Source organism: Erythrobacter sp., assembly GCF_035194505.1.
Taxonomy (GTDB): Bacteria; Pseudomonadota; Alphaproteobacteria; order Sphingomonadales; family Sphingomonadaceae; genus Erythrobacter.
The window spans coordinates 2,909,416-2,934,904 of sequence record NZ_CP136573.1; the positions used below are offsets into that span (position 1 = coordinate 2,909,416).

At 67.0% G+C, this 25,489-nt stretch carries 18 protein-coding genes and 1 tRNA gene; 8 read left to right on the top strand and 11 right to left on the bottom strand.

Translation table 11 applies throughout. The features are described 5' to 3' along the window. Positions 1–85 precede the first annotated feature (85 nt). The 4 genes from RSE14_RS14025 (at position 86) to RSE14_RS14040 (ending at position 5,279) form a co-directional block, all read left to right on the top strand. The gene (locus RSE14_RS14025) at positions 86–2,029 is read left to right on the top strand and encodes a TonB-dependent receptor plug domain-containing protein (protein WP_324074682.1); all 1,944 of its coding nucleotides are present in this window, start codon (positions 86–88) and stop codon (positions 2,027–2,029) included. Positions 2,030–2,172: 143 nt separating this feature from the next. Further along, a complete protein-coding gene (gene cgtA, locus RSE14_RS14030; RefSeq protein ID WP_324074684.1) occupies positions 2,173–3,237 on the top strand; it encodes an Obg family GTPase CgtA in 1,065 nt (354 codons plus the stop codon). A 9-nt stretch (positions 3,238–3,246) separates the two neighbouring features. Then, complete coding sequence (proB, locus tag RSE14_RS14035; RefSeq protein ID WP_324074686.1) at positions 3,247–4,365, top strand: glutamate 5-kinase; 1,119 nt, start codon at positions 3,247–3,249, stop codon at positions 4,363–4,365. Continuing rightward, on the top strand, positions 4,362–5,279 hold the full coding sequence (locus tag RSE14_RS14040) for an NAD-dependent epimerase/dehydratase family protein (protein ID WP_324074687.1): 918 nt from the start codon (positions 4,362–4,364) through the stop codon (positions 5,277–5,279). The genes proB and RSE14_RS14040 overlap by 4 nt, the downstream gene beginning before the upstream one ends. Positions 5,280–5,283: 4 nt before the next feature. On the opposite strand, the gene RSE14_RS14045 is transcribed toward RSE14_RS14040, so the two are convergent. From RSE14_RS14045 to RSE14_RS14075, 7 genes are all read right to left on the bottom strand, one after another. Next, positions 5,284–6,060: a phosphoadenylyl-sulfate reductase gene (locus tag RSE14_RS14045; RefSeq protein WP_324074688.1), complete on the bottom strand. Its 777-nt coding sequence runs from the start codon at positions 6,058–6,060 to the stop codon at positions 5,284–5,286. Continuing rightward, positions 6,050–6,505: a DUF934 domain-containing protein gene (locus tag RSE14_RS14050; protein WP_324074690.1), complete on the bottom strand. Its 456-nt coding sequence runs from the start codon at positions 6,503–6,505 to the stop codon at positions 6,050–6,052. The genes RSE14_RS14045 and RSE14_RS14050 overlap by 11 nt, the downstream gene beginning before the upstream one ends. Next, the gene (locus RSE14_RS14055) at positions 6,495–8,165 is read right to left on the bottom strand and encodes a nitrite/sulfite reductase (protein WP_324074692.1); all 1,671 of its coding nucleotides are present in this window, start codon (positions 8,163–8,165) and stop codon (positions 6,495–6,497) included. Before RSE14_RS14055 ends, RSE14_RS14050 begins: the two co-directional genes overlap by 11 nt. A 1-nt stretch (position 8,166) precedes the next feature. Continuing rightward, positions 8,167–8,466 carry a DUF2849 domain-containing protein gene (locus RSE14_RS14060; RefSeq protein WP_324074695.1) on the bottom strand — a complete coding sequence of 100 codons (300 nt, stop codon included), beginning with the start codon at positions 8,464–8,466 and terminating at the stop codon, positions 8,167–8,169. Continuing rightward, a complete protein-coding gene (gene cobA / locus RSE14_RS14065) occupies positions 8,463–9,221 on the bottom strand; it encodes a uroporphyrinogen-III C-methyltransferase (protein WP_324074696.1) in 759 nt (252 codons plus the stop codon). The genes RSE14_RS14060 and cobA overlap by 4 nt, the downstream gene beginning before the upstream one ends. A 66-nt stretch (positions 9,222–9,287) precedes the next feature. After that, on the bottom strand, positions 9,288–10,472 hold the full coding sequence (gene metC, locus RSE14_RS14070; protein WP_324074699.1) for a cystathionine beta-lyase: 1,185 nt from the start codon (positions 10,470–10,472) through the stop codon (positions 9,288–9,290). Next, positions 10,469–11,326: a sulfurtransferase gene (locus tag RSE14_RS14075; protein ID WP_324074701.1), complete on the bottom strand. Its 858-nt coding sequence runs from the start codon at positions 11,324–11,326 to the stop codon at positions 10,469–10,471. Before RSE14_RS14075 ends, metC begins: the two co-directional genes overlap by 4 nt. A gap of 93 nt (positions 11,327–11,419) precedes the next feature. Between RSE14_RS14075 and queF the strand changes: the two genes are divergently transcribed. Further along, positions 11,420–11,893, top strand: a complete 474-nt coding sequence (queF, locus tag RSE14_RS14080; RefSeq protein ID WP_324074702.1) for a preQ(1) synthase — start codon at positions 11,420–11,422, stop codon at positions 11,891–11,893. Between the two features lie 130 nt (positions 11,894–12,023). Here queF and RSE14_RS14085 read toward each other — a convergent pair whose 3' ends face one another. Next, complete coding sequence (locus RSE14_RS14085; protein WP_324074704.1) at positions 12,024–12,509, bottom strand: PAS domain-containing protein; 486 nt, start codon at positions 12,507–12,509, stop codon at positions 12,024–12,026. 322 nt (positions 12,510–12,831) lie between these two features. Between RSE14_RS14085 and RSE14_RS14090 the strand changes: the two genes are divergently transcribed. From RSE14_RS14090 to RSE14_RS14100, 3 genes are all read left to right on the top strand, one after another. After that, positions 12,832–18,339 (top strand): AMP-binding protein, encoded by a 5,508-nt coding sequence (locus RSE14_RS14090; RefSeq protein ID WP_324074706.1) that lies wholly within the window; start codon positions 12,832–12,834, stop codon positions 18,337–18,339. 105 nt (positions 18,340–18,444) lie between these two features. Then, positions 18,445–22,143: an SDR family NAD(P)-dependent oxidoreductase gene (locus RSE14_RS14095; RefSeq protein WP_324074708.1), complete on the top strand. Its 3,699-nt coding sequence runs from the start codon at positions 18,445–18,447 to the stop codon at positions 22,141–22,143. 13 nt (positions 22,144–22,156) lie between these two features. Then, positions 22,157–23,071 carry an acetyl-CoA carboxylase carboxyltransferase subunit alpha gene (locus tag RSE14_RS14100; protein WP_324074709.1) on the top strand — a complete coding sequence of 305 codons (915 nt, stop codon included), beginning with the start codon at positions 22,157–22,159 and terminating at the stop codon, positions 23,069–23,071. On the opposite strand, the gene RSE14_RS14105 is transcribed toward RSE14_RS14100, so the two are convergent. From RSE14_RS14105 to RSE14_RS14115, 3 genes are all read right to left on the bottom strand, one after another. Beyond that, a tRNA-Thr gene (locus RSE14_RS14105) sits at positions 23,072–23,147 on the bottom strand. Between the two features lie 61 nt (positions 23,148–23,208). Continuing rightward, a complete protein-coding gene (locus tag RSE14_RS14110; protein ID WP_324074712.1) occupies positions 23,209–24,093 on the bottom strand; it encodes a hypothetical protein in 885 nt (294 codons plus the stop codon). After that, on the bottom strand, positions 24,090–25,403 hold the full coding sequence (locus RSE14_RS14115; RefSeq protein WP_324074715.1) for a replication-associated recombination protein A: 1,314 nt from the start codon (positions 25,401–25,403) through the stop codon (positions 24,090–24,092). The genes RSE14_RS14110 and RSE14_RS14115 overlap by 4 nt, the downstream gene beginning before the upstream one ends. Between the last annotated feature and the right edge of the window lie 86 nt (positions 25,404–25,489).

The following is a 25,489-nucleotide window of genomic DNA, read 5'->3' on the forward strand; positions in this document are numbered from 1 at the left end:
TGACTTTCGTTGTGAGCGACATCACCGGGCTGTGAGGGATGGGATCCCCTCGCGGCCCCCATGTTGCTGATGACGGGAGGAATCCGTGAGAAATTTTGCATTTTTGTGCAGCGTCGCTGGGGCGGCGCTGGTGTGGGGCGTGCCTGCAAGCGCGCAGGATACGAACGCGCAGGACGATGGCGAAAAGATTGTCATCGCCGATTTTCGCCTGCCACCGGAAATCCTCGTTTCCGCCAGCCGTGACGGATCGCTCGAACGCGATAGCTTTACCGGTTCGGTAACGGTCATCACGACCAGCCAGCTCGAAGCGCGCCAGACCCGCGACATTGCCGATGTGCTGCGCGATGTGCCGGGCGTGGCTGTGGCGGGCGTTGCGGGCCAGACCCAGATCCGCCTGCGCGGTTCGGAGGCAAACCACGTCCTCGTGCTGGTTGACGGGATCGAGGTGTCCGATCCCTTCGCCGGCGAATTCGATATCGGCACGCTGGCCGCCGATATCGGCGCGCGGGTGGAGGTGCTGCGCGGGCCACAGTCGGCGCTCTACGGCCCCGATGCGATCGGCGGCGTCATCGCTTATGAAACCGCCAGTGGCAGCTCCCTCTCCGGCCTTGCCGCCCGGCTCGAAGGCGGCACGCAAGGCACGGTTAACGGCGCGGCGCGCTATGGCGCTTACGGCAATGGCTGGGACGCAAGCTTGTCTGCGGTCGTTGTCAGCACCGATGGCCAGCCCAACGCCCGCAATGGCGTTCGCGATATCGGGCGCGACAGCTATACGCTGGCGGGCAAGGCCAGCTTGGATGTGGCCGAAGGCTTCGCCCTGCGCGCCGCGGCCCGTTTCATCCGTACCGAGGGGCTGTTCAACGACAGCGACTTCAACGCGGCCAACCCGACCTTCGGCTTCGTCATCGACAGCCCCGGCACCCGCTTCACCAACGAGGCGATCTATGCCCTCGTCGGCGCACGGGCGGAGGCGCTGGAGGGGCGCTGGACCCATGATCTCTCGGTGCAGTTGGCCGATATCACCCGCGACACCTTCGGCCCCTTCGGGCGCTCCAATTCGAGCAAGGGCGATCGCTTCAAGGCCTCCTATGTCAGCGCCTTCAAGATCGCGGAGGCGCATAAAGTCACCTTCGCCGCCGATTACGAGGTCGAAGGCTTCCGCAACACCACGCCGGGCGGCTTTGCCTTCAATGGTCGCCGCGAAATCGAGACGGTCGGCTTCGTTGGCGAATATCGCTATACGGGGGAGGCGTTCGATTTCAGCGCGGCGCTGCGCCATGACATCAACGATCTGTTCCGCGATGCCACGACCTTCCGCGTCGGCGCGGGCTATCGTCTGACCGACACCACCCGCATCCGCGCCGCTGCGGGTAGCGGGGTCAAGAACCCCGGCTTCTTCGAGCTCTACGGCTTCGTCGACGGGCGCTTCATCGGCAATGCCGCGCTGCGCCCCGAAAAGTCCACGGGCTGGGAAGCGGGCCTTGACCAGCAGCTTGGCGACAACGCCAGCGTAGCGGTCACTTACTTCGACAGCGAGCTCGACGGCGAGATCTTCACCACCTTCCCGCCGCCGACCTTCATCGCCACCCCCGCCAACCGCACCACCACCAGCCAGCAGCGCGGGGTGGAGGTGTCGCTCAATGCCCGGATTGCCGATCAGTGGAGCCTCGATGCGGCTTACAGCTATCTCGATGCCGAGGAGAACGGCGTGCGCGAGGTGCGCCGCCCGCGCCATATCGCCAGCGCGGCGCTGACATGGACCGCGCCGGATGATGCCGCCTCGGCCACGCTGGTGGTGCGGCACAACGGGCAGGCACGCGACGTCGCCTTCACCGATCCGAGCTTCGTGCCGGTGCGGGTGAGCCTCGATGACTACACGCTGGTGAACCTCAATGCGCGGGCGAAGCTCACTGACAGCCTCGATGTCTTTGCCCGCGTCGATAACCTGCTGGGCGAGAACTACGAGCAGGTGTTCAGCTTCGTCTCGCCGGGGCGCAGCGCCATGGTGGGGATCGAAGCGAGGTTCTAGGAAAAATCCGTTCTCCTCGAGCGGTTGCGAAGCACTGCCGAAGGTAGAACTCGAGAGGCCATGGTGTCTCGACTTCGCTCGACACGAACGGCTGGCTCGCCATTATCCTCGCATTTGCGGTAGGAATTGCATAAGGGGCGCCCATGCATTTCCTCGATCAAGCCAAGATTTATGTGAAGTCCGGCGGCGGCGGCCCCGGGGCCGTCTCGTTCCGGCGCGAGATGTACGTCGAATATGGCGGCCCTGACGGCGGCAACGGCGGCAATGGCGGCGACATCGTGTTCGAAGCCGTCGCCGGCCTCAACACGCTGATCGACTTCCGCTATTCGCAGCACTTCAAGGCCGCGCGCGGCGGCCACGGGATGGGCAAGGACCGCACTGGCGCCAGCGCCAAGCCGCTCGTCATCAAGGTGCCGGTCGGCACGCAGATCCTCTCGGAGGACAAGGAAGAGGTACTCGCCGACTTCACGCAGGTCGGCCAGCGCATCACCTTCCTCGAAGGCGGGATGGGCGGACGCGGCAACGCGTCGTATAAAACCTCCACCAACCGCGCCCCGCGCCAGCACCAGCCGGGCATCCCCGGGCAGGAGGCGTGGGTGTGGCTGCGGCTGAAGCTGCTCGCCGATGTCGGTTTGGTGGGGCTCCCGAACGCCGGCAAATCGACCTTCATCAACGCGGTCTCCAACGCGCAGGCCAAGGTCGGCGACTACGCCTTCACCACGCTGGTGCCCAAGCTCGGCGTGGTGCGCCACAAGGGCCGCGAATTCGTGCTGGCCGACATTCCCGGCCTCATCGAAGGGGCGGCGGAGGGTGTCGGCATCGGTGACCGGTTCCTCGGCCATATCGAGCGCTGCCGCGTGCTGATCCACCTGATCGACATCACCGGCACCGACGATGCCGACCCTGCCGAAGCCATGCGCATCGTCGAGGACGAGCTGGCGGCCTACGGTGCGGGCCTTGATGACAAGGCGCGGCTGGTGGTGCTCAACAAGCTCGATCTGGCCGACGCCGAACTGGTCGAGGCCTATCGCGAAGAGCTGCTGGAAGCGGGCGCGGACAAGGTCTTTGCCGTCTCCGGCGCGACCGGCGCGGGCATCCCCGAATTGCTGGACGCCGTGCTCAGCTTCCTGCCGGATCGCACCGCGACCGAGACCAAGGCCGTCGAGATCGAAGACGATGACGACGCGCCCGAGTGGTCGCCGCTCTGACCTGACGCAATGCTGAGCCAGTTGTCCGATATCACCACCGCACGGCGGATCGTGGTCAAGATCGGCTCGGCCCTGCTGGTCGGCGGCGGACGCCCGCGCACTGAGTGGCTGGCGCGCATGGCGGGAGATCTCGCCGCTCTTCGCAAGGCGGGCGCGCAGGTGATCGTGGTGAGCTCGGGCGCGATTGCGCTGGGTGCGGCGCGCCTCAGCCTGCCCAAGGGCGGGCGCGGGAGCCTCGCCGATGCGCAGGCGGCCGCTGCCGTGGGCCAGATTGCGCTGGCCGATCTGTGGAGCCGCGCGCTTGGCGGGGAGGGCATTGCCGCCGCGCAGATGCTGCTGACGCTGGGCGATCTTGAAGACCGCCGCCGCTACCTCAACGCCGCCGCGACGCTTGACCGGCTGCTGGAAGCGGGCGTGATCCCGGTGATCAACGAGAACGATTCGGTTGCCACCGAGGAAATCCGCTTCGGTGACAATGATCGCCTCGCCGCGCGGGTGGCGCAGGCGGCGAATGCCGATCTGGTGCTGCTGCTCTCGGATATCGACGGGCTCTACACCTGCGATCCGCGCGAAGACGGTGCGGCGCTGGTGCCGGTGGTCGATACGGTGACGCCGGAAGTGATGGCCATGGCGAGCGGGGCCTCGTCCTCGGGCCTCGGCTCGGGCGGGATGGTGTCCAAGCTTCAGGCCGCGCAGATCGCGACGCGCGCCGGGATTGCGCTCGCGATCCTCAACGGCACCCACGAAGCCCCGATTGCGCGCGCGCTGGCGAGCGATACGGGCACGCTGTTCCTGCCGGTCAGCGCGGCATCGGCGCGCAAGGCATGGCTCGGCGGGCGGCTGGCGCCTTCGGGCGAATTGCGCGTCGACAAGGGCTGCGCCGAGGCACTGAAGGGCGGTGCGAGCTTGCTGGCGGCGGGCGTGGTCGGCGTGTCGGGCACCTTCCGGCGCGGCGATCTGGTCAGCGTGCTGAGCTTGCGCGGCGAGCGGCTGGCGCAGGGCCTCGCCGAATATGACGCCGCCGAAGTGCAGACGATCGCCGGCCGGCGGGCCGAGGATCAGGAGGCGCGATTGGGCTATGCCCCGCGCTCCTGCGTGATCCACCGCGATCACTTGGTGCTGCTATGAGCACACTCGCCATCACCGGCGCGACTGGATTCGTCGGCTCTGCGGTGCTGGCTGCCGCCTTGGCCGAGGGCCACGAGGTGCGCGCGCTCACCCGCAAGCCGCAAGCTGCGCAGGACGGCGTGAACTGGATCGCGGGCGACCTTGCAAAGCCCGAAGCGCTCGCAGACCTGTGCGAGGGTGCCGACGCGATGATCCATGTCGCAGGCCTCACCAACACGCCCGATATTGCCGAATTCGAGACCGCCAATGTCACCGGCACCATCGCGGTGATCGCGGCGATGCGCGCGCGGGGCGTGAAGCGGCTGGTGTTCGTCTCCTCGCTCTCGGCGCGCGAGCCGCAGCTTTCGGCTTATGGTGCGTCCAAGGCGCGGGCCGAGCAGGTGGTGGAGGCGAGCGGGCTCGACTGGACCACGGTGCGCCCGCCCGGTGTCTATGGGCCGCGCGATATCGACTATCTCGACATGTTCCGCACCGCGAAGTGGGGCTTTGTCCCCCTGCCGCCGGGCGGGGCGAGTTCGATCATCCACGCCGATGATCTGGCGCGGTTGCTGGTGACGCTGGCGGCCAGCAACGCCGCGCCGACGCGCAAGAAGACTTACGAGCCTGACGATGGCCGCGAGGGCGGGTGGAGCCACAAGGAACTCGCCCAGGCCATCGGCCGCGCGGTCGGCAAGGCCAGCGTCTTTGCGCCGCATCTCCCCGCCGGGTTGCTGATCGCGGCGGCCGCAGGAGACCGCTTTGTGCGCGGCGACCGGGCCAAGCTTACCGCCGACCGCGTGGGCTACATGTGCCACCCCAACTGGGTGTCCCGCTCGCACCACCGCCCGCCGCCGGGCATCTGGTGCCCACGCATTGCGGGCGACGAAGGCCTCAAAGCGACCGCCGAATGGTACCGCCGCGAGGGGTGGCTTTGACGGGTTAGAGGAAGGGTTCCTCGCCCGGCTTGTGGATGCCGCATTCGGTCTTGTCCCAACCCTTCCAGCGGCCCGAGCGCGGGTCTTCGCCAGGCAGCACTTGGCTCGTGCAGGGCGAGCAGCCGATCGAGGGATAGCCCTGTGCGATCAGCGGATGGCGCGGCAGATCGTGCTGGATGAAGTATCCTTCGATCTGGCTCGCATCCCAATCGATCAGCGGATTGATCTTGAGCCGCCCCTGCGCGTCCGAGGTGTCCACTTCAAAGCGCGGCAGATTGGCGCGGGTCGCGGCCTGAAACGCCTTCCTGCCGGTGAAGCTCGCATCATAGGCGGCGAGCACCTTTTCCAGCGGGCGAACCTTCCTGATCTCGCAGCAGCCATCGGGATCGTAGGACCAGCGAAGGCCAGTCTCGTCCTTCTTGGCAAGGTCTACCGGATCGGGGGTCAGCACCACCAGATCGAGGCCCAGCCGCGCCACCAGTTCGTCGCGATAGGCCAACGTTTCGGCAAAATGCTTGCCCGTGTCGAGAAACAGCACCGGCACCGCCGGATCGACGCTGGCGACGAGGTGCAGCAGCACCGCGCTCTCCGCGCCGAAGCTGGAGACGACCGCGAGATCCCCCGCGAGATTGTCGCGGATCACCGCCTCCAGCATCTCCTGCGTCGAGGAGCCGCGGAACATGCGGTTGAGGCGCACCGCATCATGCTCGGTAAAGCGCGGGGCGAGGTCGAGCGCGTCGCGGGTGCGATCGCTGCCGGAGAGCGAGAGCTCAGGCTTCATGGCGCTTGTCCGCGATGGTGGCCCTGCGATCGGCGGCGCGCTGGTAGACATTCTCCCAGGTCGCAAAGGCGCGGGCCGCGTCTGCCTCGTCGAGCCGCTTGTCCGGGGCGAAGCTGTCAAACCCGCAGCGGCGCATGTGCGAGAGCTGGTCGATGAGCACATCGCCGACCGCGCGCAATTCGCCGGTGTAGCCTGCCTCGCGCAGGATCCGGGCGGCGGAATAGCCGCGTCCGTCGCCGAACACGGGAAAGTTCACCTCCACCAGCGCCAGCCGGTCAAGGAAGGGCAGCAGCAGGCGCGCATCATCGCCAGGCTCGATCCGCACGGCTGTGGCGTTGGTCTGGTCGCAGCAGGAATCGACCGTGACGGCGGCATGATCGACCGGCTCGTCATCGCGGAAGCGGAACTGTACCTCGTCGGGGCTGGTGCCCAGATCACTGCCCATAAAGCGCCTCCTTGAACGGCTCCATGCCGATGCGGCGATAGGTATCGAGGAAGCGCTCGCCGTCGGCGCGCTGGGCGAGATAGACGTCGGTGACTGTCTCGACTGCGGCGATCACGCCGTCCTCGTCGAAGCCGGGGCCGGTGATCTTGGCGAGGCTGACGTCCTCGGCCTCCGATCCGCCGAGCGAGAGCTGGTAGTTCTCCACCCCCTTCTTGTCGACGCCAAGGATGCCGATGTGGCCCGCATGGTGGTGACCGCAGGCATTGATGCAGCCGGAGATCTTGAGCTTCAACTCGCCGACCACTTCGGTCCGGCCGGCCTGCGCGAACCGTTCCGAAATGCGCTGGGCGAGCGGGATCGAGCGGGCGTTGGCGAGGCTGCAGTAATCAAGGCCCGGGCAGGCGATGATGTCCTCGATCGTGTCCATGTTGGGCGCGCCAAGGCCTGCGGCGTCGAGCGCGCTCCAAACTGCGTGCAGATCGGCGATGCGGACATGGGGCAGCAGCAGGTTCTGCGTGTGCATCACGCGCAGTTCGTCGAAGGAGTATTCCTTCGCCAGCCGGGCGACGACGCGCATCTGCTCGGCCGTGGCATCGCCCGGAATGCCGCCGGCGGGCTTCAGGCTGATGACCGCCGAGACGTAGGCATCATGCTTGTGGCGATGGGTGTTGCGGCGGACCCATTGGCCAAACGCGCTGCCATGACCGCCGTTCGCCTCGAGCGTAGTCGAGAGGCGCTGCTCGAAGGGTGTCTCGACTTCGCTCGACACGAACGGTGGGTCGGAGAAGAATTCCGCAATCCGCGCCAGTTCCTCGCGCGGCGGTTCGACGCCGACGCCCAGCAGGTGGGTGAACTCCTCTTCGACCTGACGGGTGTATTCCGCCGCGCCCAGCTCGTGGACGAGGATCTTGATGCGCGCCTTGTACTTGTTGTCGCGCCGGCCGTAGCGGTTGTAGACCCTAAGGCACGCCTCGGCATAGGTGATGAAGTGATCGAGCGGCACGAAGTCGCGGATCAGCGGCGCGATCATGGGTGTGCGGCCCATCCCGCCACCGGCATAGAATTGCGCGCCCAGCTCACCGTCACGCTTGATGATGCGCACGCCGATATCGTGCAGCCGCATCGCCGCGCGGTCCTTCTCGCTGGCGATCACCGCGATCTTGAACTTGCGCGGCAGGTAGGTGAACTCCGGATGGAAGCTCGACCACTGGCGCATCAGCTCGGCATAGGGGCGGGGATCGACCACCTCGTCGGCGGAAGCGCCCGCGAAGTGATCGGACGAGATATTGCGGATGCAGTTCCCGCTGGTCTGGATCGCGTGCATCTCGACCGTCGCCAGATCGGCGAGAATGTCGGCAGCATCTTCCAGCTTGATCCAGTTGTACTGGAGGTTCTGGCGGGTGGTGAAGTGGCCGTAGCCGCGGTCATACTTCTCCGCGATGTCGGCGAGCATCGCCATCTGGCGGCTGTCGAGCGTGCCATAGGGGATCGCGACGCGCAGCATATAGGCGTGCAATTGCAGGTAGAGCCCGTTCATTAGCCGCAAGGGCTTGAACTGGTCCTCGCTCAGCGAGCCATCGAGACGGCGGCGGGCCTGATCGCGGATTTCTGCGACGCGGGCATCGACCATCGCCTGATCGTATGAATCATAACGGTACATATCAGATCACCCAGTCCCAGCCGGTCTTGTCGGCAATGCCCACGGCGAGATCGCGGCGGACGGTCGGCCCCAATGCGCGCACGCGGTCCTTGATGTGTGCGGGGCGGACATGGCCGCTCGCGTCAATGCTTGCCTCGATGGCGTAGGGCACATTGACCCGGCGCGCGGCCTGTTCGCGGGCGAGGATCACCTCGGCCTCGTCGCCCACGTCTACGGCATCGTCGACGAACAGCGACCAGCCCTTGCCGGTCCACCACGTGACAGCACCCGAGCGCAGATCATTGCCAGTGAGGATTTTCATTCTGCACTCTCCTGCGCGAGCGCGGCTACGGTGATGTCGTCCCGCGCGGTCACTTCGCCGATGACGATGAGCGCGGGGCTCTGCACGGCTTCCGCCTCGACCAGATCGGGGAGCCCCGCGAGCAGCCCGCGCAGCACCCGCATTTCGGGGCGCGCGGCGTTCTCGATCACGGCGATCGCCATGTCGGGAGCAAGGCCATCGGCCATCAGCTTGTCGGCAATTGCGCCCGCGGTGGAGACGCCCATGTAGATCACCAGAGTGCGGCCCTTGCCCGCCAATCCCGACCAGTCCTGTTCGGACAGGCCCTTGCACTGGCCCGCGACGAAGCTGACGATGCTGGAGGCTTCGCGGTGTGTGAGCGCGATCTGCGCCGCCGCCGCTGCGCCATTGGCGGCGGAAATGCCGGGGACGACTTCCACCGGCACACCAGCCGCGCGTGCAGCCTCGGCTTCCTCGCCGCCGCGCCCGAAGATGAAGGGATCGCCGCCCTTCAATCGCACCACATCGCGCCCCGCCAGCGCCTCGCGCACCAGCAGCGCGTTGATGCCGTCTTGCGGCAGGGTGTGGCGGGCGCGCTGTTTGGCGACCGAGATCAGCCGCGCATCAGTGCGCGCAAGGCCGAGGATATCGGGGCCGATCAGCCCGTCATGGACGATCACTTCGGCCCGCTCGATCAGGCGGGCGGCGCGCAGGGTGAGGAGGTCCACCGGACCCGGCCCTGCGCCGACGAGATAGATGGTGCCGGTCTTTCGCATGGCAGGCAGATGGGCGAGCGCGCGGCAAGCTGCCAGCGAGAATGGTTTGGCAGTAGAGTAGCGGAACTATACCCGCGCCAGCGCTTGCCCCAGATCCCCGATCAGATCCTGCGCATCCTCCAGCCCGATCGACAGGCGGATCGCGGGCTTGCCGCCGGTGCCGGCCATGCAGCTGCGATAATCCTCCGGCGTGATGGCGAGGGCGAGGCTTTCATAGCCGCCCCAGCTGTAACCGATCCCGAACAGCTCCAGTGCGTCCACCACCCGGGCCGAGGCGGCCGGGTCATCGCTCGCCAGCACGAAGGCGAACAATCCGCAGCCGCCGGTAAAATCGCGTTTCCACAGCGCATGGCCGGGATCGGAGGGCAGCATCGGACACATCACGCGCGCCACCTGCGGCTGGGTTTCCAGCCATTCGGCAATGGCGAGCGCGCTCTTCGTCTGCGCTTCCAGCCGGATGCCCATGGTGCGCAGGCCCCTCGCGGCGAGCGCGGCGTCATCGGGCGAGACCACCTGTCCCAGTTCCTGCGCGGTGCGGCGCAGCGCGGTGTACCAGCGCTTGCCCGCGCTCGCGCTGCCCATCATCAGGTCCGAATGGCCGCCGACATGCTTCGACAGGCTCATCATCACGATGTCGCAGCCATGCGCGAGGCCGGCAAAGCCGAGCGGGCTGGCCCAGGTATTGTCGAGGATGCTCACTGCGCCCGCCGCGCGCGCGGCAGCAGCGAGGGCAGGCACATCGCACATCTCGAAGGTGAGGCTGCCCGGCGCCTCCAGCCACACGGCCTTGGCGCCCTCCACCAGAGTTGCAAAGCCTGTGAGATCGCGCGGATCGAAGAATGCCGTCTCCACCCCCAGCCGCGCGAGCAGGCCGGTCGCCATGCTGCGGGTGGGATCATAGGCATTGTCCGACATCAGCAGTCGGTCGCCCGGCTTGAGCACCGCAAGCATCGCGCCCGCAATCGCCGCCACGCCGCTGGGATAGAGCACCGTGCCATGTGCGCCCTGTTCCAGCGCGGTCAGGGCATCGGCCAGCGCCCACTGGGTCGGCGCGCCGCGGCGGCCATAGAAGAACTGGCCATCATTATTGTGCTTGCCCGCCTCGCGCCGTTCGGCGTCGCTGGCATAGAGGTGGGTCGAGGCGCGCCACACCGGCGGATTGACCACCGGGCCGGTCCATTCCGGACGCCGTCCGCCGCGCACCACGCGGGTGGCGGGCCTGCGAGAGCTGTCGTCCCCGCCGCCGCTCATGCGTCTGGCCCTTGCGCTTTGGGCGTGGCGGGGTCTGCACCCCATTCGCTCCAGCTGCCATCATAGAGCGCGGTATCGTCCTTGCCGACGAGGTGCAGGGCAAACAGCACCACGCTCGCCGTAACCCCGCTGCCGCAGGTGGTGGTGACGGGGCGCGTCAGGTCGATCCCCGCCGCTGCGAAAGCGGCCCGCAAGGCATCGGGCGATTTGTAGGTGCCGTCGGCGTTGAAGAGATCGGTATAGGGCAGATTGCCGCTGCCCGGGATGCGGCCCATCGGCAGGCCGTTGACCGGATCGGTGCCGGTGCCGAACACCCGCTCGGCTGCGCGCGCGTCGATCACCTGTTCGGCGCCGCTCGCGAGATTGGCGAGCATGGCGGCCTTGCTGCGCACCCGTGCGGGCGCGGTGAAGCGGGCAGGGGTGGCAGGCGCGATATCGGCGGCGGAGCTGTCCACCGGATGGCCGTCGGCGCGCCATTTCGCCAGCCCGCCATCGAGGATCGCGACATTCCCGCGCCCGCTCGCCGTGAGCACGAACCACGCCCGTGCGGAGGTGCGGATCGCGCTGTCGTCATAGAGCACGATCGCATCATCCGGCCCGACCCCGAGGCCCGCAAGCCGCTCGGCAATCTGATCGGGGGTCGGGAAGGCATAGGGCACGGAGGAACCTGCATCGAACAGGCTCGCTACGGCCAGAAACCGCGCCCCGGGAATATGTCCGGCGGCGAATTCGGCAGCGGCGTCGCGGTTGGCGGCGGGCAGGTGGTAGGAGGCATCGAGCACGACCAGACCGGGCGCGCCCAGCCGGGCTGCCAGCCAGTCGCTCGAAACGAGGCTCGGGACAGGTGTCGTCATGGCGCAAGGCCTAGCGCGACTGGGGCCGCGCGCCAAGCGCTGCGACCAGTTCCCGGCTTGCGCCCGGACACGGATCGGGGCAATTGCGCGGCCATGACCAGCACCACTCCGCCCCCCGCCGGCACCCCGCAGTTTCTCGGCCGCGACACGCCGCTTCCCGCATCGCCTGAAGAGGCGGTGCTCGACTACGTGCCCAATCCGCGTCCGGGCCTCACCTATATGGTGCGCTTCGTCAGCCCGGAGTTCACCTCGCTGTGTCCGGTGACAAATCAGCCCGATTTTGCCCATCTGGTGATCGATTACGTGCCGGGCGAGACGATTGTGGAGAGCAAGAGCCTCAAGCTGTTTTTGGGATCCTTCCGCAATCACAACGGCTTCCATGAGGATGTGACCGTGGGCATCGGGGTGCGCCTGTTTACGGAAATGCGCCCGCAATGGCTGCGGATCGGCGGCTACTGGTATCCGCGCGGCGGCATCCCGATCGATGTGTTCTGGCAGTCCGGTCCGCCTCCGGCCGATCTGTGGCTGCCCGACCAGGGCGTGCCCGGATATCGCGGCAGGGGCTGATTCCAGACCCGGTTTGGGTGGCAGTTGACCCCCAGTTGACCCCGAGATGACCCCGTTCGGCGCGCTGTTTCACGATGTTTCACGTGAAACATTCGGGCCCTTGGGGCGCGTTTTTCGGCGGGTCAGATGCTCAGATCAAGCTGGACGAAGGCCGGCGAGGTCTTGTGCGCCTCGCGCCACTTGGCGAGCGGGAAGGCCCCTGCGCCCAGCGCCGCCAGCGGATGGTCGGTTCGCTGCCGCGCTTGTTGGTCGCGCCGACCCCGACGACGTGCTCCTCGATCTTCGAGCGGGCCTTGAGCTTGAAGCCGATCGCCCGCTGGACGGGCGCGCCGGGTTCGGGCTCGACATCGCTGAACACCTGCGACAGCGGACGGCCGATCAGCTCCCCGCCATCGCTGCCCAGATCATCAAGTGCACGCTGCGAGAGGAAGGTGAGGTGGCCTTCGGCGTCGGTGGCCCAGAACATGCCGATCCCGAGCTCTTCGACATCGCTGAGGATGTCGGTCCGGACCGGCGCGCAGTGGGACTGGTCACGCCCCTTGCCACCCGCGTGCCGCGCGGATCTGGCGGCTTTGCCCGCGTGCTCCTTACTCGATTTCAGAAAGCCCAACGGCATCGACTGTCCTCATCCGCAAACCGGTGCGCGACCCATTGCTCCGGTTCGGGCCAAGCGGCGTTTGCCGGGTTGGCCCATGGTTAATCGGATGACGCCTAACCCAAGGCGATTGAGAAAGGGTTACGCTGGGTCTCGCGCGGTGCAATTTCTGCACCATGTGTGCGATTGGCTGGAACATTGCGGATAGAGGCGCGTTATCGGCTCGCAAGGTCTGGCGGAACGTTATTGCCCGGGGGCTAATCGCAGCGTAATAATTTTGCATTGCCGCTTCGTGCCCAGGGATCAGCTCTGGCGGCCTGCAGATCATCTGAGGGAAGCGGAAATGCCTGAGGGCGGTGCAGGCGCGCTGGCGCGCGGGGTCGAGGTTAATCGCGTGCGCACCCGCGCCGATTGGGATGCGATGCGCCGCAGTGCGCTGGCCGATCCCGGCGCTTTCCATGGCGAGATCGCGGGCCGCAACATGCACTGGTTCGTGGCCGATTGCGGCGCAAATGGCGCTTGGCTTGCACGCGCGGATGACGGGCAATGGCACGGCTGGGACGCGGCCAGCGGCGCTCCGGTCAGTCCTTCGCTCCCCGCCGGTTTCACGCCCTGGAGCGCCGGTTTCGACGGCTCGGCCGCGCCGCATTGGCGCTGGTTCGTGGGCGGGCGCACCAATGCCGCCTTCTCCGAACTCGATCGCCATGTGCTCGCTGGCCACGGCGATGAAGCCGCGCTGATCTTCGAGGGCGATCGCTGGGACATGAGCGCGAACGGCGGCAAGGGCGCGCCGATCGACTGCTTCACCGTCAGCCGCAAGCAATTGCTGCTGGAAGTGGCGAAATGCGCCGTCGCGCTGGAGGGGCTGGGGCTGAAGCCGGGCGACCGGATGGCATTGAACATGCCCAGCATCGTGCCCCAGATCTACTGGACCGAGGCCGCCAAGCGCATGGGCGTGGTATATACGGCGGTGTTCGGCGGCTTTTCGGACAAGACCCTGTCAGACCGCATCGCCGATACCGGTGCGCGGGTGATCGTCACTTCCGACGGCTCCTATCGCAACGCGCAGGTCGCCGCCTTCAAGAACGCCTATACCGATCCTGCGCTCGACAATTTCGTGCCGGTGACGACGGCGCTGGAAATCCTCGGCGGGCTCGATCTCGGCCTGCCCGAGGGCGGGCACGAAACGATCATCGAGACCGTGCGCGAGGCGCTGGCGGGCGAGATCACGGTCGACCGTTCGGATGTGATGCGCGGTGTGGGCCGGGCGCTGATCAACCTTGGGGCGGAAGGGCGCATTACCAGCGCGGACGCCGCCCGGGTGCGGATCGCGATTGCCTCCAGCCTCGTCACCCTGCCGCCGCGCGTGGAGGCGGTGATTGTCTGCCGCCACACCCATCAGCCCGACATCATCTGGCGCGAAGAACGCGACCGCTGGAGCCACGAGCTCACCGACGCGGCGCTTGCCGTGGTGCTAGAGAAGGCGCGCGGGGCGGGTTTCGCGGTAGAGGCGGAAGCCGATCTGCTGGCGCTCTCGGACACGGATTTCGTCCGCGCGATCTGGGCTTCCTCCAAGCCCATGCCGGTCGATGCCGACTATCCGATGTTCTTCATCTACACCTCGGGTTCGACCGGAAAGCCCAAGGGGATCGTCCATTCGCACGGCTATGCCGCGGGCGTGGCCGAGACCATGGCAGCAAGCTTCGACGCGCGCCCCGGGGACACGCTGTTCGTGGTTGCCGATCCGGGCTGGATCACCGGCCAGAGCTACCTGATCTGCGCGCCCTTGATGACGCGGGTGACCTCGCTGGTCTCGGAAGGCTCGCCGGTGTTCCCGCATGCGGGCCGCTTCGCCTCGATGATCGAGCGGCACAATATCCGCATCTTCAAGGCGGGCGTGACCTTCCTCAAGGCGATCATGTCGGACCCGGCAAACCTTGCCGAAGTCGAACGCTATGACATGAGCGGGCTGCGCGTCGCGACCTTCTGCGCCGAGCCGGTCTCGCCATCCGTGCAGGCCTTCGGGATGGAGCACGTGACCCCCCGCTACATCAACTCCTACTGGGCGACCGAGCACGGCGGGATCGCCTGGACGCATATGTTCGGCAATGACGACTTCCCGCTGCGCCCCGATGCCCATGCCTATCCGCTGCCGTGGATTGTCGGCGATGTGTGGGTCGAGGATGAGGCAGGCGCAGGCGCAGCAGTGCCCTTTGCCCGCGCCGATGCCGGCGGGGTGCCCTGGCGCAAGGCCGATATCGGCGAAAAGGGCGAAATCGTGATCGCCGCGCCGTACCCCTATCTCGCGCGCACCATCTGGGGCGATATCGAAGGCTTCAAGGTCGAGGACGGCCGGGTCGATCCCGCGTGGCGCGGGGATGCGGCGCGTTGGGAAGAGGGATACTGGCGGCGCTGGAAGGGTGCCTGGGCCTATACCCAGGGCGATTTCGCGATCCAGCATGCCGATGGTTCCTTCTCGCTCCACGGGCGCTCAGATGACGTCATCAACGTCTCGGGTCACCGCATGGGCACCGAGGAGATCGAAGGCGCGGTGCTGCGCGACAAGGCATTGGCGCCGGACTCGCCGGTCGGAAATGTGCTGGTGGTCGGCGCGCCGCACCGCGAGAAGGGGCTGACCCCGCTCGCCTTCGTTGTGCCGGTCGCAGGCCGCAAGCTGACCCACGAGGACAAGCGCCGCCTGTTCGATCTCGTGCGGACCGAAAAGGGCGCGGTCGCGGTTCCGGCGGACTTCATCGAGGTTAGCCAATTCCCCGAAACCCGCTCGGGCAAGTATATGCGCCGCATGGTCCGCGCGCTGGTGGTGGGGGAGGACGTCGGAGACGTCACGACGCTGCGCAATCGCGAAGCGCTGGACGAACTGCGCACCGTCATCACCGATTGGCAGCGCAAGCAGCGCATGAGCGACGAACAGGCCCTGTTCGATCGCCACCGCTATTTCCTCGTGCAGTACAATACCGTCGCGCCGGGCAAGCAGGTGGCGACGGTCACTGTCACCAACGCGCCGGTCAACGCATTGAACGAACGCGCGATCGACGAGCTGGTGCTGGTCACCGCAACCCTTGCCCGCGACGACTCCGTGGTGGCGGTGGTGTTCACGGGCGAGGGCACAAGCTCCTTCGTCGCGGGGGCGGATATCCGCCAGATGCTGGAGGAGATCCACACCGTCGATGAAGCCATGGTGCTGCCCAACAATGCGCACCTCGCCTTCCGCACCATCGAGAGCATGGGCAAGCCCTGCGTTGCGGCGGTGCAGGGCGTGGCGCTGGGCGGAGGCATGGAGTTCGCGCTCGCCTGTCATTACCGCGTGGCAGAGCCCGTGGCGCGCTTCGGCCAGCCTGAAATCCGGCTGCGGCTGCTGCCCGGCTATGGCGGCACACAGCGCCTGCCGCGCCTGCTGGCTGACAGGCGCGGAGCCGACGGTGTGCGCGATGCGCTCGACCTGATCCTTGGCGGGCGCAGCATCACGGCGGAACAAGCGGCCGAGATCGGGGTGGTCGATGCGCTGGTCGAGGGTGCGGAAGATGCGCTCTCGGCGGCCCATGCGGCGGTACGCGATTATGTGAAGAACGGCGCGGAGAGTGCGCTCGGCTGCGCCTTCGCGGAGCGGCAGGCGGCCGTGATGCGCTGGGAGCGTGCGGCAGATGTGAACCTCGATGCGGTGCTTGAGGATGACTTCCTCCAGCGTATCCTGAGGCAGCTCGACTGGGCCGGGCGCGGTGAGGCCGGCGCGCGGGCGCTTGATGCGGTGCGCACCGGGCTCGAAGCGGGCATCACCGCCGGAACGCAGCGCGAGGCCAAGCTGTTCGCCGAAGCCATCGTCGATCCCGAAGGCGGCAAGACCGGCATCCGGCAGTTCATGGACAAGGTCGCGCCCCCGCTCCCGGTGCGGCGCGACGGCGTGTGGATCGATGCCGAGCATGAAATGCGCGCGCAGGCCCTGGAGGCGGCAGGTGATCTGCTGCCCGTTGGCGCGCCTTTCTATCCCGGCGTCACCCCGATCCCGGGCCACCAATACGCCTTCGGCATCGCCCGCGATCCCGACACCGGCCAGCCCCGCTTCGGCCCGCCCGCGAGCCACGAGAAGGAGCTGATCGTCAAGGTGCCCGAGCCAGCGGCCAACGAGGCGCTGCTCTACATGCTGACGAGCGAGGTCAACTTCAACGATATCTGGGCGCTGACCGGCATTCCGGTCTCCCCTTTCGACAGCCACGAGGAAGACGTCCAGATTACCGGCTCGGGCGGGATCGCGCTGGTCGCGGCGCTTGGGTCAGAGACCCGGGCGCAGGGGCGGATCAAGGTCGGCGATCTGGTGACGGTCTATTCCGGCACCAACGACTTGCTCTCGCCGATGGTGGGCAATGACCCGATGTATGCCGATTTCAGCATTCAGGGTTACGAGACCGAGACCGGCAGCCACGCGCAGTTCCTGACGGTGCAGGCCCCGCAGATGCACAAGGTGCCACCCGATCTCACGCTGGAGCAGGCCGGAAGCTATGTGCTCAACCTCGGCACGATTGCGCGCTGCCTGTTCACGACGCTCCAGATTGCGCCGGGACGGACGCTGTTCGTCGAGGGCGCGGCGACCGGGACGGGGCTTGACGCCCTGCGCTCCTCGGTGCGCACTGGATTGCAGGTGACAGGGCTGGTGTCCTCGGAGGAGCGCGCCGGTTTCATCACCAAGGTGCAGGGCGCGGTGGGCGCGATCAACCGCAAGGATGCGCGGTTTGCCGATCTCTACTCGGTGGTGCCGGAAGACCAGGCAGAAGCGATTGCATGGGAAGCCGCCGGCGCGCCCTTGCTGGAGGAATACAAGGCGCTGAACGGCGGAAAGCTCGCCGATTATGTCGTCAGCCACGCCGGCGAAACCGCGTTTCCGCGCTCGTTCCAGCTGCTGGCCGAGGGCGGCACGCTCGCCTTCTACGGCGCCTCGTCAGGCTACCACTTCAGCTTCATGGGCAAGCCGGGAGCGGCCAGCCCCGAAGAGATGCTCCGCCGCGCGGCCTTGCGGGGCGGGGAGGCGGTGCTGATCTTCTACGGGCCGGGCTCGTCGGAATTGCTCGACGAGACCGGCCTCGAAATGATCGAAGCCGCGCGGCGGTTCAACGCCAAGAGCGTGATCGCCACCACCACCGATGGTCAGCGCGAGTTCCTGCAATCGCTGGGGCTGGAAGACGCGATCGAGGGGATTGTCAGCCTCGAGAGCATCCGCCGCCGCGAGGGCGCGAATTTCTACTGGCCCGACACCATGCCGCGCCTGCCGGACGCGAAAGCGGATATCGAGGTCTTCAAGGCCGCCGTGCGCGACTATCAGGACCGGGTGATGAAGCCCTTCGGCTCGGCGGTGGGCAAGATCCTGCGCTCGCCCGACAATCCGCGCGGCAGCCCCGATCTGGTGTTCGAACGCGCCGGGCAGGACACGCTCGGCATTTCGACCTCGCTGGTGAAGCCCTTCACCGGCCGCGTGATCTTTGCCGAGGACCTGACCGGCTGCCGCTTCACCTTCTACGCTCCGCAGGTCTGGACCCGTCAGCGCCAGATCCTGATGCCGACCGCGAGCATCCTCGGCACGCACCTGTGCAACGCCTACGAGGTCGCGCGGATGAACGACATGATCGCCGCCGGCCTGCTCGAAGTGACCGAGCCCCAAGTGGTGAGCTGGGACGGCCTGCCGGAAGCGCATCAGGCGATGTGGGAGAACCGGCACACCGGCTCCACCTATGTCGTCAATCACGCCCTGCCCGAACTCGGCCTCAGAAGCCGCGATGCACTGCTCGAAGCCTGGGCTGGTTCGGGGGCCGCTTCAGGGCCTGCCGGGGAACCGGACACGTAATCCGCGCGTTGCGCATTTTGAAACGTTCTTAGCTCTCCTCCCCAGGGTTTGAACGAAACACAAAGCGAAGCACGGCTTCGCGGTAATTCTGTGAGGAGAGAGCTTATGGCCAAATCGAAAGCTGCCGCTGCCGCGCCCGCCTTGCAGGGGGCTGTTCCGGGCCGTCTGGCCGGCAAGATCGCCGTCGTCACCGGCGCTGCGGGCAATCTGGGCGGCCATATCGTCACCCATTACCTTGCCGAAGGCGCAACCGTAGTGATGACGGGCCGCACGCCCGATCGCACCAAGGCGGCGGCCGACGCGCTGCTCAAGGCCACCGGCGCGGACCCTGCACGGCTCGCCACAGTCGCTCTTGATGGCGGGGATATCGGCTCGGTGCGCGCGGCGATTGCCGAGGTGGTGAAACAGTTCGGGCGGATCGACATCCTCGTCAACAACGCCGGCAGCGCGGGCCCGAAGCAGCCGATCGAGAACCTGCCCTTGTCGGCGGAGGAACTGGTCGCCCTGCAAAAGAAGGGCGCGAGTGACAGCGAGACCGTGGGCGATGCGCTGCGCAACATCTTCGGCGTTGCCTTCAATGTCGCGCGCACCGCCGCACCGCACATCCCCGAAGGCGGGTCGATCATCAACGTCTCGACCATCTTCAGCCGCACGCCTTACTATGCGCGCGCTGCCTATGTCGTCCCCAAGGCGGCGATGAATGCGTGGAGCCGCGAACTCAGCCTTGAACTCGGTTCCAGGGGCATCCGGGTCAATCTCGTCTACCCCGGGCCGATCGAGAGCGAGCGTATCCGCAATGTCTTTGCCGCGATGGATACCGCGCGGGGCGACGAACAGGGCACCACCGCGAACCAGTTCTTCGACATGATGAGCCTGGAGCGTGCCACTGGCGGGAACGACAAGGCCAAGACCTTCCCCACACCCACGGATATCGCCACCACCTGCGTCTTCCTCGGCTCCGACGAGAGCGCGGCCTATAACGGCCATGATTTCGAGGTCACCCACGGGATGACCGTGCGCAAGGAAGAGCGCGCGACCTATCTTGCGCGGCCGACCATGCGCTCGATGGACGGCACCGGCCTTGCTGTGCTGATTGCTGCTGGCGATGACTGGGAAGAGGCACTCGAGATCGCTCAGGTGCAGCTGGCCTGCGGGGCGGAAGTCGTGCTCGGTCTGCCGCGCGCTGCCGACGTTGCCATCGCCGAAAAGCGCTGCGCGGCGATGGGCATTTCCGACAAGCTTTCGATCATCCGCTTCAGCCGCAAGGATGCAGGCGCGATGGAAGCCGCGCTGGAGGACTACACAGCGAAAGGCACGCCGATCAGCGGCGCGCTGTTCCTCCCCGCTCTGGGCGCGGGCGAACTGTCTGGCGCGCTGACCGAGGCCGGTGACGATGTGGTCGAGGCGTTGATGGACGCCGAGCTTGCCGGCAACATGGCTCTGGCGCGCACGCTAAGCCGTTACTGGAAGCGCCACGACAACCTGCTGCAACCGCCGCGCTTCGTGTTCGTCAGCCACAAGAGCGACGGGAAAGGCGATATCTACGCGCACGTTCTGCGCGCAGCGACCGAACAGCTGATCCGCATCTGGCGCGACGAGAGCGCGATCGACACCGCCCATGGCCGCCGCCGTCAGGCCGAGTGGGGCAACCAGATCGTGCGCTTCACCAACACCGAAGCCGAGAACATCCGCTTCACCGCCGGTCATGCCGCGCGCATCCTGTTGAAGGAAAGCAAGCTCGGCGAGATCACGCTCTACGTGCCGTCGAACATCGGAGAGGCGACGGGGGCGCGGAAGGCCATGCCCGGCTTCTCCGAGAACATCACCGGGCTGCATCTCGGCAAGGTTGCGCTGATTACCGGCGGTTCGGCCGGGATCGGCGGACAGGTCGCGCGCCTGCTGGCGCTGGCCGGCGGCAAGGTGATGATGGTCGCCCGCCGCGAAAGCGAGCTGGCCGTCGCCCGTGCGCGGATCGTCAGCGAGCTCGAGGATATCGGCTTTGCGGGCGTTGAACGCCGGGTGCAGACCCTTGCCAATGTCGATGTCAGCAACTTCGAGAGCCTCAAGGGCGCGGTTGACGCGACGCTCAAGGCCTTCGGGCGGATCGACTACCTCATCAACAATGCGGGTGTCGCCGGCGCCGAGGATATGGTCGTCGATATGGGGGTCGATGCGTGGAACTACACGCTCGATGCGAACCTCGTGTCGAACTTCTTCCTGATGCACCACGTCGCCCCGCTGATGAAGGCGCAAGGCTCGGGCTACATCCTCAATGTCTCGTCCTATTTCGGCGGGGAGAAATATCTCGCGGTCGCCTATCCCAACCGCGCCGATTATGCCGTGTCGAAGGCCGGCCAGCGCGCGATGGTGGAGAGCATGGCGCGCTATCTCGGCCCCGAAGTTCAGTTCAACGCGATTGCGCCGGGGCCGGTGGATGGCGATCGCCTCTCGGGCACGGGCGGCAAGCCCGGCCTGTTCGAGCGGCGCGGCAAGCTGATCCTCGCCAACAAGCGCCTGAATGCGGTCCACGCCGCCGCGATCAAGGCGATCCGGCGCGGCGTGCGGGTCGAGGCGGTGCTGGCGCGGCTGGCCCGCAACGACACCGTCAAGATGAGCCACGACACCAACAACCCGCACGAGTTGCGCGAGCTGGCGCTGGCCTGCGCGCGCGAGGGCGATGGCACCTGCACCTGGGACCAGTATCTCCTCACCCCGCAGATCGCCGCTGCACTGGTCAGCCGTCTGCGGCAGGCGGGCCTGTTCCTCGATGCGCCGGAATGGAATGATCGTCCTGCCACGCCCGAGGCCGATGCCGACTGGCTGATGCGCGTGCCGCCCGAGGATGCGCCCTTCCTGCCCGCCGACAAGATCGCCACCGAGGCGCACAAGGTCGGCACGGGCGTGCTCTCCAAGCTCTATCTCGGCAAGATGCCGACCGAGCATGACGTGGCACAGGCGACCGTGTTCTTCCTCGCCGACCGCGCCGTGTCGGGCGAGACATTCATGCCCTCTGGCGGCCTCTCGGTGGAGCGTTCGACCACCGAGCGCGAACTGTTCGGCAGTCCCAAGCAGGAGCGGCTCGACCAGATGCGGGGCAAGACGGTGTGGATCATCGGCGAGCATCTCACCGATTATCTCGCCGAAACCGCGCGCGCCTTCATCGAGGATTGCGGCGTGGCCAATGTGGTGGCGATCACCCGCACGGCCGAGGCATTCGAGGCGATCAAGGCGCAGCTCGAACCGGATGTGGCCGCCTCGCTGACCTCGCTGGTCAAGAGCACCGATATCGAAGCGACGATGGACGAGGCGCTGACCCTGTGGGGCAGGCCGACCACGATCCTCTCGACCCCGATGTCGGCCCTGCCGGGCAAGCTTTTCGCTACCGACAATCCGCTGACCCCGGAGGAATTCCGCACCGTGGTGGCCGACAACCTCACCCACCATTTCCGCGTCTCGCGCCGCGCCTCGCTCTATGATGATTGCCAGCTGGTGTTGACCAGCCCCGACGTTGCGATGGGCGACAAGTCCCCGGCCTTCGCGCTGGCGAACTTCATCAAGACGACGCTGCACGCTTTCACCGCGACCCTCGCCGTGGAGAACGAGCGGCTGGTGCATGATGTGCCGGTCAACCAGATCAACCTCACCCGCCGCGTTCAGTCCGAAGAACCGCGCGATCTCGACGAGCATCTCGAAGAGGTGCGCCGCTTCGCCCGCGCAGTGCTGCTGGTCGGCGCGCCGTTGCCGGACGCGGAGGACTCGCGCTACCGGGCGCGGATCTATCGCGGCATGTCGATGACGGTGTGATCTAGGATCAGGAATGATCCAGTATCTGCCCTTCGAAAAGCCGATCGAGGCGCTCGACCGGCACGTTGTCGAGGCCGCCGGCACGCCCGAGGCACCGATGCTGGCCGAGCGGGCCGAACGCCTGCTTGCGGACACTTATGCGCGGCTCACCCCGTGGCAGCGCACGCTGGTCGCCCGTCACCCCCAGCGGCCCCGGTTCGAGCGGCTGGTGGCGGGGCTGTTCACCGATTTCCTGCCGATTGCGGGGGACCGTGTGTTCGGCGATGATCACGCGATCATCGGCGGCTTTGCCCGCTTCGAAGGGCGCCGCGTGGTCGTGATCGGCCATGTGAAGGGCGAGGACACGCCCGGGCGGCTCAGGCACAATTTCGGCATGGCCCGGCCCGAAGGCTATCGCAAGGCGATCCGGCTGATGGATCTGGCGGACCGTTTCGGCCTGCCGGTCGTCACGCTGGTCGACACCCCCGGCGCCTTTCCCGGCGTTGATGCCGAGGCGCGCGGGCAGGCCGAGGCCATTGCCCGTTCGACCGAAACCTGCCTCGCGCTGGGCGTTCCGCTGATTGCGGTGATCATCGGGGAGGGCGGATCGGGCGGTGCAGTCGCGTTGGCAGCAGCGAACCGCGTGCTGATGTGCGAACACGCGGTCTATTCGGTGATCTCGCCCGAAGGCTGTGCATCGATCCTGTGGCGCAGCGGCGCGCAGGCCCCCGATGCAGCCGAGGCGATGAAGGTGACCGCGGGCGATCTGCTCAAACTCGGGGTGATCCACCGCATAGTCTACGAACCCAAGGGCGGCGCGCACCGCGATCCCGATGAAATGGTGAAACGCATGGCGCTCGCGCTGCGCAGCGAACTGGACACCCTCGCGCCGCTAAGCGCCGACGAACTGCGGGCCGAGCGGGAGGAATTCTTCCTGTCGCTTGGGTGATGGTGCCGGCTAGAGGGCTCGAACCCCTGACCCCCTGATTACAAATCAGGTGCTCTACCAACTGAGCTAAGCCGGCTATCCGCGCAGCGCCCTAACTCCAATCCGGCCCGCCCTCAAGTAGCGAAGCAGTAGGGCGACTAAAACGCGCCGAAAGTCCAGCCTTCGGTTCGCGCAACATCGGCAGTGAGTCCGGGCGGGTGCCATAGATCGCGCTCTGCGTGGACGCGCCGCAGCCATGCGGCGGTGAGGAGGGCGTCGGAGGAATGGTCGTCGATGGGGCCGCTGCCCTTGACTGGCGGCGAGCCGAGCGCATCGAGCGCATCGTTCAGCGCCTCGTAGCTGCGGATCTTCGTCGCCGCGCCCGTCACCCCGCCCAGCCGTGCAGCGACGGAGGTGTAAATTTCGGTTACCACCGATCCCTGCTCCGGCAACGGGTCGACCGGCCATACCGGGACACGCGGGCCTAGGCGGTGGAGCATCCGCATCCCTGTCAGGCTCGACTTGCCGACCTGCGCCGCGCCCACAAGGTTGAAATTGCTCACCGGACGTACGCCTGCCGCGCGCTGTGCGATCTCGGCCACCCGGAACCGGCCCTCGCGGCTGGTGGCATCGGGGAGAAGGAAGCGATCGCCCTCGAGCCCCGCACCGTGGCGGAAATAGCGCGAGGCCTCGGGGTGCGAGACAAAGCCGCCCGCCTCGAGGTTCGGATCATCAGTGCACAGCGCATCGATCAGCGCCCACAGCCCGCGGGCATCGCCTGGCGAAGCGTCCCAACCGGGGAAGAACGCCCCCCCATCCACGTGTGGCAGTCCGATACCGAGATCGAGTCCGACCAAGGTCGGTTCCTCGAGCGATGACAGCAGCGCCAGCACCTCGGCCCGCGCCCAGCCTTTGGGATCGGGCGGCGTGACAAGCACCGGCGCGCCGCCATCGGCCAATGCGAGGCCAAGCGCGATGCCCTTTTGCCGCGCGCCCTTTGCCCCCGACCAGTCGACTGCGAGAAAGCGGGTGAACCGGCTCACCCGCGCTCGCTCCGCAGCCTGTCCCAGTAATCGAGGCGCTTCTTCACCTCGCGTTCGAAGCCGCGCTCGACCGGCACGTAAAAGGCTTCGGCCGCTATGCCTTCGGGCCAGTAATTGTCACCCGAAAAGCCCTCGGCCGCGTCATGATCATAGGTGTAGCCCGCGCCGTAGCCGATATCCTTCATCAGCTTGGTCGGCGCGTTCAGGATGTTGGCGGGCGGGGCGAGGCTGCCGGTGTCTTTCGCCGCCTTCCACGCCGCCTTCTGCGCTATGTAGGCGGCGTTGGATTTTGGGGCGGTGGCGAGGTAGAGGCAGGCCTGCACCAGCGCCAGTTCGCCCTCGGGCGAACCGAGGAAGCGGTAGGCCTCCATCGCTGCCATGCATTGCGGCAGGGCCTGCGGATCGGCCATGCCGATGTCCTCCACCGCCATGCGCACCAGCCGCCGGGCGAGGAACAGCGGGTCTTCCCCTGCCACGAGCATCCGCGCCAGCCAGTAAAGCGCGGCCTGCGGATCAGAACCGCGGACGGATTTATGGAGGGCGCTGATGAGGTTGTAATGCCCATCGCGGTCCTTGTCGTACACGGCGACACGGCGCTGCAGGAACTGGCCGAGCGCGGCGGGATCAAGCGGCTCTGAAAGTCCGGCGGCGTAGAGCGTTTCGGCCTGGCCGAGCAGGAACCGCCCGTCGCCATCGGCCTGTGCGACCAGTGCGTTGCGGGCTTCGGGGGTGAGGGGAAGGGGGCCTTCGAGCGCCTCTGCGCGATCGAGCAGGGCGGCCAGCGCTGTCTCGTCCAGCCGGTTCAGCACCAGCACCTGCGCGCGGCTCAGCAGCGCGGCGTTCAGGGCAAAGCTCGGGTTCTCAGTGGTCGCGCCCACCAGCGTCACTACGCCGCGCTCGACAAAGGGCAGGAAACCATCCTGCTGGGCGCGATTGAAACGGTGGATCTCGTCCACGAACAATAGCGTCTTGCGGCCCGCCGCGGCCATCTTCTCCGCTTCGGCAAAGGCCTGCTTCAGGTCCGCCACGCCCGAGAACACCGCGCTGATCGCGGCGTAGCGCATGCCCACGGCATCGGCGAGCAGGCGGGCGATGGAGGTCTTGCCGGTGCCCGGCGGCCCCCACAGGATCATGCTGGACAGCCGGCCCGCCGCCACCATCCGCCCGATCGCGCCCTCGGGGCCGGTGAGGTGCTCCTGTCCGATCACTTCGGCAAGGCTCGCCGGACGCAGCCGGTCAGCCAGCGGCGCGTCGGCCGCAGGCGCGTCTGATGCACGCGGGGATGCGTCTTGTCCGAACAGATCAGTCATTCGTCGGCTGTGATAGGCTCTCGGGCGGAAAAGGAAAACGCCTCGCGGTGCGCCTCTTGATAAGATAGGTCTAAGATATATCTTGG

Coding starts and splice junctions, on each gene's coding strand:
- cobA (WP_324074696.1), bottom strand. CDS start 9,221: ATGCGAAAGACCGGCACCATCTATCTCGTCGGCGCAGGGCCGGGTCCG.
- RSE14_RS14090 (WP_324074706.1), top strand. CDS start 12,832: ATGCCTGAGGGCGGTGCAGGCGCGCTGGCGCGCGGGGTCGAGGTTAAT.
- RSE14_RS14050 (WP_324074690.1), bottom strand. CDS start 6,505: ATGGGCAGTGATCTGGGCACCAGCCCCGACGAGGTACAGTTCCGCTTC.
- RSE14_RS14060 (WP_324074695.1), bottom strand. CDS start 8,466: ATGAAAATCCTCACTGGCAATGATCTGCGCTCGGGTGCTGTCACGTGG.
- proB (WP_324074686.1), top strand. CDS start 3,247: ATGCTGAGCCAGTTGTCCGATATCACCACCGCACGGCGGATCGTGGTC.
- RSE14_RS14115 (WP_324074715.1), bottom strand. CDS start 25,403: ATGACTGATCTGTTCGGACAAGACGCATCCCCGCGTGCATCAGACGCG.
- metC (WP_324074699.1), bottom strand. CDS start 10,472: ATGAGCGGCGGCGGGGACGACAGCTCTCGCAGGCCCGCCACCCGCGTG.
- cgtA (WP_324074684.1), top strand. CDS start 2,173: ATGCATTTCCTCGATCAAGCCAAGATTTATGTGAAGTCCGGCGGCGGC.
- RSE14_RS14085 (WP_324074704.1), bottom strand. CDS start 12,509: ATGCCGTTGGGCTTTCTGAAATCGAGTAAGGAGCACGCGGGCAAAGCC.
- RSE14_RS14095 (WP_324074708.1), top strand. CDS start 18,445: ATGGCCAAATCGAAAGCTGCCGCTGCCGCGCCCGCCTTGCAGGGGGCT.
- RSE14_RS14055 (WP_324074692.1), bottom strand. CDS start 8,165: ATGTACCGTTATGATTCATACGATCAGGCGATGGTCGATGCCCGCGTC.
- RSE14_RS14045 (WP_324074688.1), bottom strand. CDS start 6,060: ATGAAGCCTGAGCTCTCGCTCTCCGGCAGCGATCGCACCCGCGACGCG.
- RSE14_RS14075 (WP_324074701.1), bottom strand. CDS start 11,326: ATGACGACACCTGTCCCGAGCCTCGTTTCGAGCGACTGGCTGGCAGCC.
- queF (WP_324074702.1), top strand. CDS start 11,420: ATGACCAGCACCACTCCGCCCCCCGCCGGCACCCCGCAGTTTCTCGGC.
- RSE14_RS14040 (WP_324074687.1), top strand. CDS start 4,362: ATGAGCACACTCGCCATCACCGGCGCGACTGGATTCGTCGGCTCTGCG.
- RSE14_RS14100 (WP_324074709.1), top strand. CDS start 22,157: ATGATCCAGTATCTGCCCTTCGAAAAGCCGATCGAGGCGCTCGACCGG.